Source organism: Ferruginibacter sp. HRS2-29, assembly GCF_024343615.1.
GTDB lineage: Bacteria > Bacteroidota > Bacteroidia > Chitinophagales > Chitinophagaceae > Ferruginibacter.
On record NZ_RJUB01000003.1, the window covers coordinates 65,834 to 80,308 of the forward strand.

The window sequence follows — 14,475 nt, forward strand, 5'->3', positions numbered from 1 at the left end:
TCGATAAAATAAGATGATCGCCTCAATGATAGACGGGCAAACCTATTGGTTTGCCCGCAAACTATCCTGTTTATTTTTATGCTTTACAATAATTTAAAAGATGCTTCTTTTACATCGACACTGTTACCTCCGATGAATACTTTGAAGTCACCAGGTTCTGCAACGAATTTGTATTCGCTGTTGTAGAACTTAAGATCTTCTGCAGAGATCGTAAAAGTTACTGCTTTACTTTCGCCTGCTTTCAGGAATATCTTCTGAAAACCTTTCAATTCTTTCACCGGGCGTGTAACGCTTCCTACAAGATCGCGGGTGTACAACTGCACTACTTCCGCACCATCCCTGTTGCCGGTATTTTTTAGTGTAACCGTAGCCGTTATGTTACCCGTTTTACCAAGTGTAGCGCTGCTCAATCTGATATCGCTGTAGCTGAAAGTTGTGTAGCTCAGGCCATATCCAAAAGGATATAAAGGAAGATTGGATACATCGAGGTAATTGGAACGGAATTTCTGAAACCAGAGGCTGTCAGTCAGCGGACGACCGGTGTTTTTGTGGTTGTAATAAAGCGGTATCTGGCCTACATTCTGAGGAAATGTGGTCGTCAATTTACCCGAAGGGTTCACATCACCAAACAATACATCTGCAATCGCGTTACCAGCTTCAGAGCCACCAAACCATACGTTGAGGATGGAAGGAACATTCGCTTTTTCCCAGTTCAATACCAACGGCCTTCCGGTGAATAATACCAGTACCACAGGTTTCCCGGTTTTTACCAATACCATCAAAAGATCTTTTTGTGCCTGTGGAATTTCGATGTTGGAGCGGCTGGAACTTTCCCCGCTCATTTCGGAAGATTCACCCAGCGCCGCTATGATAACATCCGATTGATTGGCAATCGCCAATGCTTCATCCATCATCTGCTGTGCAGTACGGCCATCTCTTACCAGATCACGGCCAAACATGGTAGCCCTTTGTTCAAATAAAGAATCAGCATCGAGGTTCGAGCCTTTGGCATATAATATTTTTGCATTGCTGCCCAGCACATTCTGCAATCCTTCCCTCACAGTGATGGCGGTTTTGAGGTCGGTTGCCACACTCCATGTTCCCGGCATATTTTCTTTTGTATCCGCCAGAGGCCCTATCAACGCTATAGTTCCGCCTTTTTTCAGCGGCAATAAATTGTTCTGATTTTTCATCAACACAAAACTTTCTGCGGCTGTTGTTCTGGCTGCTTTGATATGTGCAGGAGTGTAAATATCCGTTTTAGCCCTTTCTTCATTCAGGTATTTGTATGGATCCTTAAAAAGCCCGAGTTTGTATTTTGCCTCCAGTATCAGGCGACAGGCATCATCGATATCCTTCTGGGTTACTTTTCCTTCCGCCAGCGATTTTTTCAATGTAGTAAGAAATCCTTCACCCACCATATCCATATCCACACCTGCCTTCAAAGCCAGTGCTGACACGGTCTGCAGGTTGCCCATACCATGATCGATCATTTCATTGATACCCGTGTAATCCGTTACCACAAAACCTTTGAAGCCCCATTGTTTACGCAAAACATCCGTAAGCAGCCACTTGTTACCAGTTGCAGGAATACCATCCACCTCGTTGAAGGAAGCCATCAGGCTACCGGCGCCCGCATCCACAGCGGCTTTGTAAGGAGGCAGATAATTGTTGTACATGCTGATGCGGCTGATATCTGTTGTGTTATAATCACGGCCGGCTTCGGCGGCTCCATAAGCTGCATAATGTTTCACACAAGCCATGATGCTGGTATTGCTGCTGTAATCATTTTGCTGGTAACCTTTCACCATTGCCCTGGCGATCTGCGAACCGAGGTACGGATCCTCACCGCTACCTTCTGAAATACGGCCCCAGCGTGGATCCCGGCTGATATCCACCATCGGGCTGAATGTCCAGCAGATGCCATCGGCGCTGGCTTCCACCGCAGCTATCCTTGCGCTGTTCTCAATCAGTTTCAAATCCCAGGTGCAGGACAAACCCAATGGAATCGGGAAAGTTGTCTGGTAACCGTGGATCACATCCATACCGAAGATCATCGGGATTTTGAGGCGGCTTTCTTCCACTGCTACTTTTTGCACGGCACGGATCTTTGCAGCAGTCTTAATGTTGAACAAACCTCCTACTGCCCCTTCCTTTATCTTTTTACCTATATCGGAGTTAGATGCCTGCCCCGTTACGATATCTCCTGACCCAGGCAGATTGAGTTGACCGATCTTTTCATCGAGGGTCATTTTTTTCATCAATGCATCGATGAAGGGTTTCATCTTTGGATCGGTAGTGGTCTGTGCTGTTGAATTGATGGCCGCAAACAATGCGATCAGCATCATCAACCTTTGCATACTTTTCATGTTGTGTCGTTTTATCATATCAAAAAATATCCAGGCAAGCTCACCTGATTTTCAGTTAATTTATTTTATCAAAAATAACAATACTTCCGCCACCGGCCGAGAGCCTTGAAAGGAGGCGGAAAATATTCGCTTCTATTTGAAGCAATGGCCTCAAGATACCAATGTTTTCAATACTATCGAGCAATTAAAGCATAATAATTCATTCGTTCCTCTGTTGTTTTTATCTTATTAAAATAATTTAAAAAAACAGGCAAATATGAATACTATTAACTTTCATCTTACTCATTTGACCAGGTAAGGCTCTATCGCTTTTTGCCAGATGGCATATCCTTTTGCATTCATGTGTAAACGATCTCCAATGAATATATCCGCCATGACTGTCCCATCCGCATTGAACATTTTAGTGTAAACGTCTATGTAAGCCGCCTTTTTTTTCTTCTTCAAAAACTTCCGGATCGCTTTATTGGATGCTATCATTTTTGTCCATAAGTGCTCGCGGCTCGGACTTGGCTTGATGGAAACGAATGCGATAGGCACACCCGGTAAATTTTCGCGGATCATGTTGAACAAAGTCTTGAAACGACCGGTGACCATCTCCGCAGTAACTGTGTCGGAAGATGCAAAATCATTTTCACCACAATAGATCACCACTTGTTTTGGATGATACGGATAAATGATATCCGGTGCATAACGGATCACATCGGGCAACGATGAGCCGCCGAAGCCACGATTGATGATAGGATACGCTGGAAAATATTGCTGCACATCCTTCCACTTGGTAAAAGAAGAGCTACCTACAAACAATACCTGGCCCTTTGCAGGAAAAGAAATGGAATCGGCTTTTTTGAAAGCGGCTATATCGTTGGCGAAGGGTTGGGCTGTTGCCGCTGAGATCACCACAAAAAATGCGATAGAAAAAAATCCGGTAATTTTTCTGAAGTTCATTTTGATGTTATTTTATAAGATAAACACCCGGAGGTTTGTTTTGCATTTTGATGTTCATAAAGGAAGATGCTCTGTCAGACCCGGAAGTTTTAAAAACCTCCGGGGTTTTATTCCACCTTCATCACTTTGGTCCTTTCCGAAACGCCGTTTTCATTAATGGCTTCGATAGAGAAATAATATGCCTTCTGGCTATCCATTGTTTTCAACCAATACTCATTTACATCGTGCACCATGATGCAGGTGTACAATTTATCAGGAGCTGTGCCGTACCAGATATTCCATGCCCAGGCTTTTTCATCGGGGCTCCATTTTACCCAGGCACTGCGTTTGTCTTTTTCTGTACGGAGCACAACCAGTTGTTTCACTGCGGATGGTTTTTCCCCGGTACCTTTTCCAAAAACCCGCAATCCGCTGATAGCAAATTTGCCGGTTGGCATATGTACATTTTCGAGCCTGATATAACGTGCCTGAACTGCCTTTGGCAATTCTATATAGTCGTGCGGCACGTCTGTTTTATTTTTACTTTTATCCATCAACATGTTCCACTTTTTTCCATCAAGTGAATAAAATAATTTATACTGATGATAGGTGGTCGTTTGTTTTCCAAGAAACTCTGCATCCTGATCGGCGTAATTTATCTGCACTGCATTTACTGTTGATACAGCGCCCAGATCGGATTGTATCCATTCCCCCGCATTGCCGGTGGTAGCGCTCCAGTAGGTCTTGATACTTTCGTCTACCGCGTTATTGGCATTATACGCATTCAGTGTGGAAGAAACCATCACTGGCTTTTTGTAATTGAGCAGCATCCAGCCGGTGAAACCTCCATTACCACCGGGTGCATTTTCTGCCGCAGTAGAAGCGGAAGGAATGTGATGCGGATAATCGCCGAAGGAAGTATTGCAGTACATCACATCATCCTTGTCAAACCCTGCCGGCCAGATACCGATCCTGCGCTCGAAATTATTTTTTACAGAAATGGATATGGTAGATACATGCCAGTAATTTTTCAGGTTATCCGTGAAGGTTGCTCCATGACCAGCGCCTCTTGCAAATCCGCCGGGTTTGAAACTCAACGGATCCGATTGTGGCGTGAACGGCCCCAATGGTGTTTCGCCAACAATCACCCCGTCCGCATAACCACTGAATTCGGTCCCCGGCGCACCATACTGGAAATAGTATTTGCCATTGTGTTTGATCACTTCCGAACCTTCGATGAACGGATCCAGGAAAGTATTGTCCATGTATTCGCCGAAACGCTGCCAGCCGTAACGCCAGTCTTCCAGCAGGTACATTTCTTTTCGTGTGCCGATGGGCTGCATCGTTTTCCTGTTCAGTTCCACTCCGTAAGTCGGATAACGGTTGCTGCTTCCGTTATACATATAAAAACGTCCGTCGTCATCCGTGAAGAAAGCTGGATCCCAGCCGCCGATGGCGAAGGAATCTACCAGTGGTTTCCAGACATTATTTTTAGGATCGGTGCTCATCCAGATGGTAAATTTATCGGTGTAGGTAGAACCGAACACCAGCATCGTATCGCCGATGATGCCTACTGCCGGTGCACAGAGTTCATCGTATACACCGCCATTCCAGGGGCGCAGGAATTTTTTGGAATTGAAAGTCCAGTTGAGCATGTCATGGCTCCACCAGTATCCCCATTGGTTGGTGCTGAACAAATAAAAATCTCCCTTGTAATTTACGATCACAGGATCCGCTGTGGCCCTGTGTTTTCCCCACTCACTGAAGTTTGGGATCGGCGTGTAACCGTAGTCGATATTGATGGGATTGCAGTAGGTGGTTTGTTGCGCAGACGAATCTGTGAAGCTGAACAGGCAACACATGACTGCGAGAGAATATCCGGTTAGTTTTTTCATTACTATCACTTTTGTTTTTTAAGATCGAAGCCGGGGCTTCAGCCTACTTAATCCATTTACTTTTAAAACCAAGCTTTGTCAAACCATTCTGCACATCTTTATTTTGCATGAACAATTTCCATATCAATCCGCTCCGGTAATTTTCTATCATCACGATGATCGGCCCCTGATCGATGGCCAGGTGCGTTTTTGCATACCAGTTTTTTTCTTCGCTGAAACCATCGGCGAATCCGTAATCGCTCCAGATCTTACTGCCGAGGTTGTAATAAAAATGTTTCAGGGCCTGCATCGAATATTCGGGCGTAAAAGGAAATGAAGACAGGGCGGCGGTAGGTTGAATTACACCGAGGTCAACCTCGGGGCAATGCGCCACGTAGCCTTTATAACTGTCACCTGCTGTCAGGCCCCAGCAATTCTCTCCATAACCTTTAAATTTTTTCGGGTTCTCGATACAGTATGCCCGATTGATGAGTGTGTGGTTCTTCGTTTGCAAAGCATAATCGATCCTGTTATCATCGGTGAGCCCGGTGGGATCGATTCCCATAAATGTATATTGCTCAAAAAACAACGGGCCGCCTTTATCGAAGTTGCCTAACGGTAACGTGTAGCCGTAATATTCTTTGCCGTTTTTCCACGAGGGGCTGCCTACCCAGCAATTGTTGTATACCTCTCTTGATATGGGGTGCCATTTGGAAGATGCCGACATGATATAAGTGATGAGCGCTTCATCATACCCGTATACAGGAAAATTCATCTGGAAATCATTTGTCGGGCTCCAATGCCAGTACAGGTTTTTATTATCGTTGTTGGTATGCCAGTTCCAGTTGGCGGAATTCCACATCTGCTCTACCCTTTTTTGAAAATAACGTTCCTTCAGTGTGGTACCATTAAAATATTCTTTGGCGGTGAGCAATCCCATCATTAGATAGGAAGTTTCTACAATATCTGCTCCATCATCGATCCGGTCGAATGGAATCGTTTTGCCGGTAATGCCATTCATGAAATGGGGATAGATGCCATGATAACAATCTGCTTTTATGAGGAAGTCGACGATCTTTATCAGTCGGCCCAATGCCGTATCCCTTCCTATCCAGCCGCGATTGACCGCTACTACGGTCGACATGATGCCAAATCCTGTTCCGCCGATAGCGCAGGCGTCTTTTCCAAATGTACCTTTACTGAGGTTGGGTTCATCGTATGCTTCATTGATGTAATCCCAGTAATATTCAGCATGTACCGTATTGTCTCTTTCAAGCGCCAATCCGCTTACAGGATGCGCCCCATGCCAGAAGAACCTGAATGTTTGCCGCTGAACGATATCCAGCAAAATGCTGTCGCTCACGCCACGCATGATCCCTGTTGGTGCGATGCTATCCGGACCGTTTCCATATTTACCTTTTGTGAGCGATACACTTTTCTGGGCATTCACATTTGTCAATGCAAGGAGCAATACAATCGATAAAAAGCTTTTCATCATCTGTAATTTTTTATTTCGTGATGCTTGTTTCTTTTTGCAATTTTTGTAACCCGATCATCACTTCCGGATTTGCCATGAACATTTTCCAGATCAATCCCGACCGGTAATTTTCTATCATCACCGTCATGGGAGCCTGGTTCAATCCCATGTATATTTCAGAGCACCAGTTGTTGGTGAGGTCGAATGCATCCCTGAAACCATATTCACCCCAAAGAAATTTACCATGATTGTAATAATAATTTTTGAGTGCTTTCATCGATTCAACAGGAGTATATGGAAAAGATGAAATGGCGCCTGTTGGGGCGATCTTTCCATGATCCTGGGCGATGTTAGGCTCATCGGCAGAATAACTGAAAGGCCCGTCACTGGCAGTAAGCCCCCATGCACTATCACTGTAGCCAAGGTATTTTTTCGGGTTCTCCACACAATAAGTATAATTGATCTTCGCGATATTCTGGTTATTGACAAAATAATTATTCGTGTATTTATCCTTCAGGTAAGCGGGATCGTAGCCCATGTAAGAATAATGTGTAAAGAACAACGGGCCGCCGTTTGAAACCCCTACATCGAGTTTGATGCCAAAGTAAGTTTTGCCATTGCTGTACTTTGATCCATCAGTTGTTCCGCCCCATGCAGAACGATATTGCTGCCCCGTTGAATCCTGGTTGGCCCAGCCTGAATAATACATCGATGCCGGAACGCCATGTGTGGGTGAAGCAATGGCCAGCAGGTAAGTTACCATGGTTTCGTTCCAGCCGATGAGTTTGTGATTGATCACCCATTGTTTGTCCGGGGACCAATGCCAGTAAAGGAATTTGCTGTTCGGATATTGTTTGAACCAATCCCATTCCACACCAAGCCAGAGATCACTGATCTTATCGCGGATGAATTTTTCTTTTTCATTATCCGCCGAAAAATATTGTTTGGCTGCCAGCAACCCTTCCATCAAAAAGGAAGTTTCCACGAGGTCGGCGCCATTATCTTTCCTTCCGAAAAACGGCTCTGCTTTTCCATCCGGGCCATTGATGAAGTGAGGAAAAGCGCCATGAAATTTTTCTGCCTTCGATAAAAAGTTCACCACTTTCACAAATCGTTCTACCGCTTCTTCGCGTGTGATGAATTTACGTTCAGTGGCCGCAATGATGGCCATCAACCCAAAACCTGCAGCACCGGAAGCTATCATACTTTGCCTGCCGGGAATATTTTCTTTTGCCAGCCCGCTGAAGTTTTCAGCTCCTTCCCAGTAATAACGAAAGGATGCTTCCTGCACCATGTCTAATAATTCGCCATCTGTCATCGTTCTCGTAGCGGCAGCAACAATATCCGACATGGGGGATTCCTGGAAATCATTTCCCAGGTAACTGATCTTGTAAGAATATTTTTTACCTGTTTCACCAGTGTAATCCGAATAACGTCCGATCGCTGCATCCTGTATCCCTACAGGGTTGTATGCCCGTCCCTCTTCAGACCGATAGACCTGTACATAACGAATAGCAGATGATGTATCTTTTAGCCAGGTAATGTCTACATGTTTTGCATACCCTTTTGCAGACAATAACTGCGGCGCTTTTGCAACAGGTTGGAAAAATTCTTTTACTGTAAAACCGATATCATCGATATATATCGTATTACTCTTTCCATCTTTCGATTGCTGTTCAAAAACGATAGCAATCACCCTGTTCGGGTACGATAATTCACTTCCAAAAGTGCTGGTATGGATGAGTACACTTTCCCAGTCCTTTGTTTTTTTTACCCGGAAAGAAACCGGTTTGCTATATGTGCTATCTGTGTATTGGAAACGCACCAGCGGCAGATCTTTATCATAAGTGCTGTCGCTTTCTACTTTTATATGAAAAGAGAGGAATGTAGGTTTACGGAAAAAATCCATGCCGCGTTTTTCCTGGTGAAAAACGGAAGCCCTCCAGGTACCTGTAGAACCATTGATGTATTGCAAGCGCAGAGAATTGCCGGGGGTAAAAAAAAATTCGCCACTTACCGGAAGTTTATTTTTTTGCTGCGCAATGAATGAATTTCCTTTGGAACTTGTGTTGCTGAAAAAATAATTTCCTTCCATCATACTATTGGTGAAGAAATCGTAGTTGTATAATTTTTCCTGCGCACCAGCGCCAAGGGAGGATGCAAGAGCCAAAATGGCGAATAATTTTTTCAGCATGCAATCGGTTTTAAAGATTAATCGGATATAGCGGGACTTTTTTGCGGAACCAGCCATGGGCTTCTGAAATCAAACTTTTTCAATCCTGCCTGTATCTCCGGACAACTCATGAAAAGTTTCCACAAAAGCCCGGTGCGGTAATTCTCCATCATCACTATGATGGGGCCCTGGTCGATGGCGAGATGCGATTCAGCATACCAGTTCTTTGTTTCGTTGAACGCATCCACGAATCCGTATTCGCTCCATATCTTATTGCCGAGGTCATCATAAAAATGGCGCAGTGCTTTCATTGATTTATCGGGGGTGTATGGAAATGCTGAAAGCGCTGCTGTCGGCGTTATCGTACCTGCATCGTTGGTAGGTGAATAGGCATTGTATCCATCGTAAGTATCTCCTGCGGTTAGGCCCCAGCAATTGGGACCATAGCCTTTGAATTGTTTTGGATTGTCTACGCAATACGAATAATTGATGAGTGTGTGATTCTGATTCTGTTCCCAATAATCGGCATACCTGTCTTTCAATCCACGGGGATCAAGCCCCAGGAAAGAATACTGCGAAAAAAATAACGGGCCGCCATAATCGAAACCTAACGGTAACTTATACCCGTAAAAAGTTTTCCCGTTGGTGAAAAAATTACTTTCTGCCCAGCCGCGATGGTATACTGCCGACGACACAGGATAACGGTCACCCGCAGACGCTAATACATACATGATGAGGCATTCGTTGAAACCACGTACCGGGAAATTCATCGCCCAGCCATTATTGGGGCTCCAATGCCAGTACAACACTTCCTGGCCACCTTGCGTAAACCAGTTCCATTCTATACCCTCCCACAGCCAATTGATTCGGCTGCGCAATTCCCTTTCTACCCTATTGTCTTTATTATTAAAATATTGCCGTGCGCAAAGCAATCCCTGGAAGAGGTAGGATGACTCAACAAGGTCTGCCCCGTCATCTTTTCTGCTGAATGGGATCGTTTTGCCGGTGCTGCCATTCATCCAATGCGGGAACACGCCGTGATAGCTGTCTGCCTTGAGTAAAAAATTAACCATCTTCAGAAGAAATTTGGCCGCGGTATCACGGCTGATCCAGTTCCTTTCTGCTGCCACGATCACCGACATTACACCGAAACCCGTACCACCGCTGGTCACCACATCATTTCCGTAACCAAAATTCTCATTGCTGCGTTCCCTCGAAAGACCGCTTACAGGATGTGCAAAATCCCAGAAATAACGAAAGGTCTGTTTTTGTACCAGCTCTATCAAAGCGGTATCCGACAAGTTCTTCGGCCGTTTCAGCGGATCGAATACCGGTGTTTTTTTCTGCGCTTCGCAGGAAAAGCTGGTAGCAGTAATAAGGAGTACAAGAATGAAATTGAAATGTTTCATACTATCAGGTTAAAAGTTGAAAGTTCAAGGTTCAAGGTTCAAGGTCCAAACCTCCGGGGTTTTAAAAACCCCGGAGGTTTTTTTATAAATACGGTGCTGTAAAACCAAGCGCTGTCATGCCTGCTTTTACCTCAGGTGCGCTGGTAAACAGGTTCCACAATAATTGAGTGCGGTAATTTTCTATCATCACTATGATCGGCCCCTGGTCGATCGCCAGATATGAATCTGCAAACCATTGATCATGCAGGGAGAAAGCGTCGACAAATCCGTATTCCTTGAAAAGTTTATCGCCAAGTACATAATAATAAAACTTCAATGCTTTCATTGATTCGGTGGGGGTATAAGGAAAAGATGAAAGTGCCGCTGTTGGCGCTATTACCCCTACATCATTGGTGGGAGAACTCGCGGTATATCCACCGGAAATATCACTTGCAGTAAGTCCCCATACAGAATCACTATAGCCGTAATAATTTTTCGGATTGGCTTTGCAATAATTGTAATTGATAAGTGTATGATTTTTCGTTTGCGTAGCATAGTTAGCATATACATCCGTCAATCCGTTTGGATTAATACCAAGAAAAGAATAATGTTCAAAAAATAACGGGCCGCCGAGATTGGGACCTAACGGCAACGTGTAGCCGTAATAAGTATTTCCGTTTACAAATCCTGCACCTCCATTATTCGCCCAGCCATTGGTGTACACAGCTTTCGGAATGCTATGTGTAGCAGAAGATGCCCCCAATACATATGTGATGAGCGATTCGTTCCACCCCTGTATCTTCATATTGATGCTGAACCCGCCGGTATTGCTGTAATGCCAGTACAAAACATTCTGGTTGTTCTGCCTGAACCAATCCCATTCTACCCTGTTCACGATCGTATTGATATCGGCCCGTAACGTGGCTTCATCACCTGCATTGGAAAAATATTGACGGGCGCAGATAAGTCCCTGGATGAGATAAGATGTTTCAACAAGATCGGCGCCGTTGTCTGCAGCGCTGAAAGGAATGATCGCGCCGGTTGTACCGTTGAGCCAATGCGGGTAAGCGCCTTTTACGGTTTGCGCCGTATTTTTCAAAAACCCTACTATCTTTTGCATACGCGCCAACCCTTCGGCACGTGTGATAAAATTCCTGCTCACGCCTGTGATCAGTGCCATGATACCGAAACCGGAACCTCCGCTGGTAACGGTTTCGCCGGAGGTATTACGCTCCCTTGCCAATCCACTTACCGGATGTCCGAAGTCGTAGAAATATTTAAACGTTTGTTTTTGTACGAGGTCCAGCAATGCATTGTCGGTGATGTCAGGAAATTTTCTTGTAGAATCAATCCCGGTGGTAAGATTGATGGTGACCGCAGAAAGGAGATTTCCACCTGTTGCAGATTTAAGACCTGTTGATGCGAGTATGGAATATTTTGCTAAATAAGGTAATGGTGCTGTTGGCTGAAGCACTACAGTACTATCGCCGTTTTCGTAGCTGTATGTTGTCAACACCGTGGCATTGCTGTTGTTCCTGAAACTGATAGCGCCATTGGCTACACTGGTCCTGCTCAATGCCGCATTGAATGAAAGCTTTATGACAGGACTAGCATTTAACCCGATATAATTCAAACCGGAACTTACTCCATTTACTCTTACAGAATTAAACGAAAAGCTTGCCGGCGGGGGATCCACAGGCGGTGTAGGGCCACCTCCATCACTGCTTTTTTTGCAGGAATTAAAACATACCAGCAAAGCCAGGCAAACCAACAACCCTTTTGTTTTCATGATAATATTCATCGGTTATATTTTTTATTCAAAACAGTATTCAGCAATTACCAGGTAAAAGTGGCTACAGCCCCGGCAGGAATATTTGCCGTGGCCTGTTTTTTATTTGATTCAATATTAAATATTGCGTCCGTTTTATTTTCATTCAGCACCAGCAGGACTGTTTTTCCCGCAGGTGTTTTAAATGCTACGTTTGGCAGATTTGCAGGCAACGAACTTTCGATACGCACCGAGCCGGCCGGAACAAATTTTGAAGCATGGGCAATGATATAATAACTCACATTCCTTTTGATATCGTTGCCGGGGCCTATCGTAAGTGCGCCCTTGCATTCGGTGCAGCCACCCGGCGTATGCGGTTTGAACTCCGGATCGTTGGCCAGGTTCCATTCAAGCGCATTCCTGCTCCAGTTGCGCATGGTGCAAATGATCACATTTTTGATGGCCCATTGGAGGTCGCCATCGAAAGTGCCGTTTGACCCGGTCCATTGCTCGGTGAAGTAAAGATGTTTGTCAGGATGCGCTTTGTGCACAGCCGACATCGCTTCCACTTCGCCTACGTACAAATGGAACGCCGAGCCATCGATATATTTTCTTGCTTCTTTATCATTGAGTATGGTGATGGGATATTCGGGGTGATCGCAGTTGTGATCAAACAAAATGATCTTCGTTTTGATACCTGCTTTTTTAAAAGCTGGGCCAAGATGATTTTTGATGAAGTCTGCCTGTTGCAAGGCTGTCATCCAAAGACTGGGATTGTTCTTCGGATTTTCCGGTTCATTCTGTATTGTGATGGCATCCACCGGAATTCCTTTTGCTTTCATCTGCTGAATGTATTTCACAAAATAGTTAGCGTACACGCTGTAATATTTTGGCAGCAGTTCTCCGCCTTTTGAGTTCTCATTATCTTTCATCCACTCCGGGGGGCTCCAGGGTGAACCTAATATTTTTATTTTCGGATTGATGGCCAGTATCTTTTTCAAAACGGGGATAAGATTGGCTTCATCGGGTGCCAGGCTGAAATTTTTCAGCTGCACATCTGTTTGCCCTTTAGGCATATCATCATAACTGAACACTACTGAATCAAGATCGGAAGCGCCGATGCTGATGCGTATATAACTCACACCGATGGAATTTTTATCACGTCTGAATAATTCGTTGAGTATTTTTTTCTTCTTTGAAGGTTCGAGGTTGTTGATCAGCCAGGCACTGCCGCCGGTGAGGGCGTAGCCGAAGCCGTCGATCTGTTGAAATGTTTTTTGTGGCTGGATGGTAATAACGGGATGATCACTTTTCTGAACAGAGAATGGGATAGCTGGTTGCTGCTGCAGCAATGCCGACTGATCCGGTTTGGTAAGCCAATATTCAACTCCGGTATTTTTCACCTGCTGGCTGTACACATTTTCTCTTGCCAGTAATGCCAGGCAAACAAGCAGGAAATGAGCTGCGACCGCAACTGTTTTTCTTTGAATCATGATCTGTTTATTTGGTGGGCAACCGGATAATTTTTCTCCATTTCACACTTTATCGGAAAGAGAAAATTAAGGCTGTCATTGTTGAAATATGACAGCCTTAAAGGTACTTAATTATATCGTGGTGAAGATTAAAAAAGGGTGCTCGATTTTACCGAAGCACCCTTTTAAAATTAAATTTTATTTCCCTTTACCCTGAAGGATCACCATAGCGTTCACTTCCTGATCGGTCAATACTGATTTGTAAAGACGAACTTCATCCAGTTGGCCTGTAAGGAAACTTGCCCATGGTTCAGGACCATGATTGGTCAAAGATGGAGTAGTCATAAAATGGGTACATCCAAACACCAGATTACCTGAGTTGGTAAAATTCAGATTACCGTAACCGGCAAAAGTTTGTGTATGGATCAGGTTACCATCTTTGTAAACTTTAGCGGTAGATGTAGCACCATCGTAAGAGATCGTAATGTTTGTCCATGCATCAAACAAGCCATTGATACCATCCTTTGAAATGGTCCTGTCTCCGGTTCCATTATAAATGAAAGCCCTTAATTTACCAGCGGTGGCTGTACTTCCATTTTCATAGAATACATCAATATCACCCCAGAAATTTCCATTGTGAGATAAAGATACTGTACCAACGATCCCGACTGAAGGCGGTGGATTTTTAACCCAATAGCTCAAAGTCATGCTCGTAAGTGCTTTGATAGCTGCGCCTGGAGTAAATTGAACATATTTATTGATACCACCCTGCATTGCCTGTCCTTTGAAACCAGGTGTGAAGCTGGTACCTGTATTAACACCTGAAGTTCCCGATACGCTATCCACAAGGCTTCCATCAAATGACCAGTACCCTACGAGGTTAGCAGGTTGTATTTGAGATACGCTTGAGTAACCACTAATGGTAAACGGTGGCGCGTATGTCTTCGGATCGAATTTGTCGTAGCACGAAGCCAGCGCAAGGCCGAGCGTCAGGCTACCCAAAATCATTTTGAAAGATATTTTTTTCATA

General features: G+C 44.5%; 9 protein-coding genes. All 9 read right to left on the minus strand.

The genetic code is table 11. From position 1 onward, the window contains the following. Nucleotides 1-83: 83 nt before the first annotated feature. The 9 genes from bglX to EGI32_RS01885 all read right to left on the minus strand — a co-directional run bounded on the left by bglX (nucleotide 84) and on the right by EGI32_RS01885 (nucleotide 14,474). Complete coding sequence (bglX, locus tag EGI32_RS01845; RefSeq protein WP_255153655.1) at nucleotides 84-2,369, minus strand: beta-glucosidase BglX; 2,286 nt, start codon at nucleotides 2,367-2,369, stop codon at nucleotides 84-86. A 282-nt stretch (nucleotides 2,370-2,651) separates the two neighbouring features. Further along, nucleotides 2,652-3,314 carry a GDSL-type esterase/lipase family protein gene (locus tag EGI32_RS01850; RefSeq protein ID WP_255153656.1) on the minus strand — a complete coding sequence of 221 codons (663 nt, stop codon included), beginning with the start codon at nucleotides 3,312-3,314 and terminating at the stop codon, nucleotides 2,652-2,654. Nucleotides 3,315-3,421: 107 nt separating this feature from the next. After that, nucleotides 3,422-5,188, minus strand: a complete 1,767-nt coding sequence (locus EGI32_RS01855; RefSeq protein WP_255153657.1) for a discoidin domain-containing protein — start codon at nucleotides 5,186-5,188, stop codon at nucleotides 3,422-3,424. A gap of 43 nt (nucleotides 5,189-5,231) precedes the next feature. After that, the gene (locus tag EGI32_RS01860) at nucleotides 5,232-6,665 is read right to left on the minus strand and encodes a glucoamylase family protein (RefSeq protein ID WP_255153658.1); all 1,434 of its coding nucleotides are present in this window, start codon (nucleotides 6,663-6,665) and stop codon (nucleotides 5,232-5,234) included. Between the two features lie 10 nt (nucleotides 6,666-6,675). Beyond that, nucleotides 6,676-8,838, minus strand: a complete 2,163-nt coding sequence (locus tag EGI32_RS01865; RefSeq protein ID WP_255153659.1) for a glucoamylase family protein — start codon at nucleotides 8,836-8,838, stop codon at nucleotides 6,676-6,678. A gap of 17 nt (nucleotides 8,839-8,855) precedes the next feature. Further along, nucleotides 8,856-10,226 (minus strand): glucoamylase family protein, encoded by a 1,371-nt coding sequence (locus tag EGI32_RS01870; protein WP_255153660.1) that lies wholly within the window; start codon nucleotides 10,224-10,226, stop codon nucleotides 8,856-8,858. 82 nt (nucleotides 10,227-10,308) lie between these two features. Next, a complete protein-coding gene (locus tag EGI32_RS01875) occupies nucleotides 10,309-12,006 on the minus strand; it encodes a glucoamylase family protein (protein WP_255153661.1) in 1,698 nt (565 codons plus the stop codon). Between the two features lie 35 nt (nucleotides 12,007-12,041). Continuing rightward, a complete protein-coding gene (locus tag EGI32_RS01880) occupies nucleotides 12,042-13,466 on the minus strand; it encodes a glycoside hydrolase family 30 beta sandwich domain-containing protein (RefSeq protein WP_255153662.1) in 1,425 nt (474 codons plus the stop codon). A gap of 177 nt (nucleotides 13,467-13,643) precedes the next feature. After that, nucleotides 13,644-14,474: a LamG domain-containing protein gene (locus EGI32_RS01885; protein ID WP_255153663.1), complete on the minus strand. Its 831-nt coding sequence runs from the start codon at nucleotides 14,472-14,474 to the stop codon at nucleotides 13,644-13,646. Between the last annotated feature and the right edge of the window lies 1 nt (nucleotide 14,475).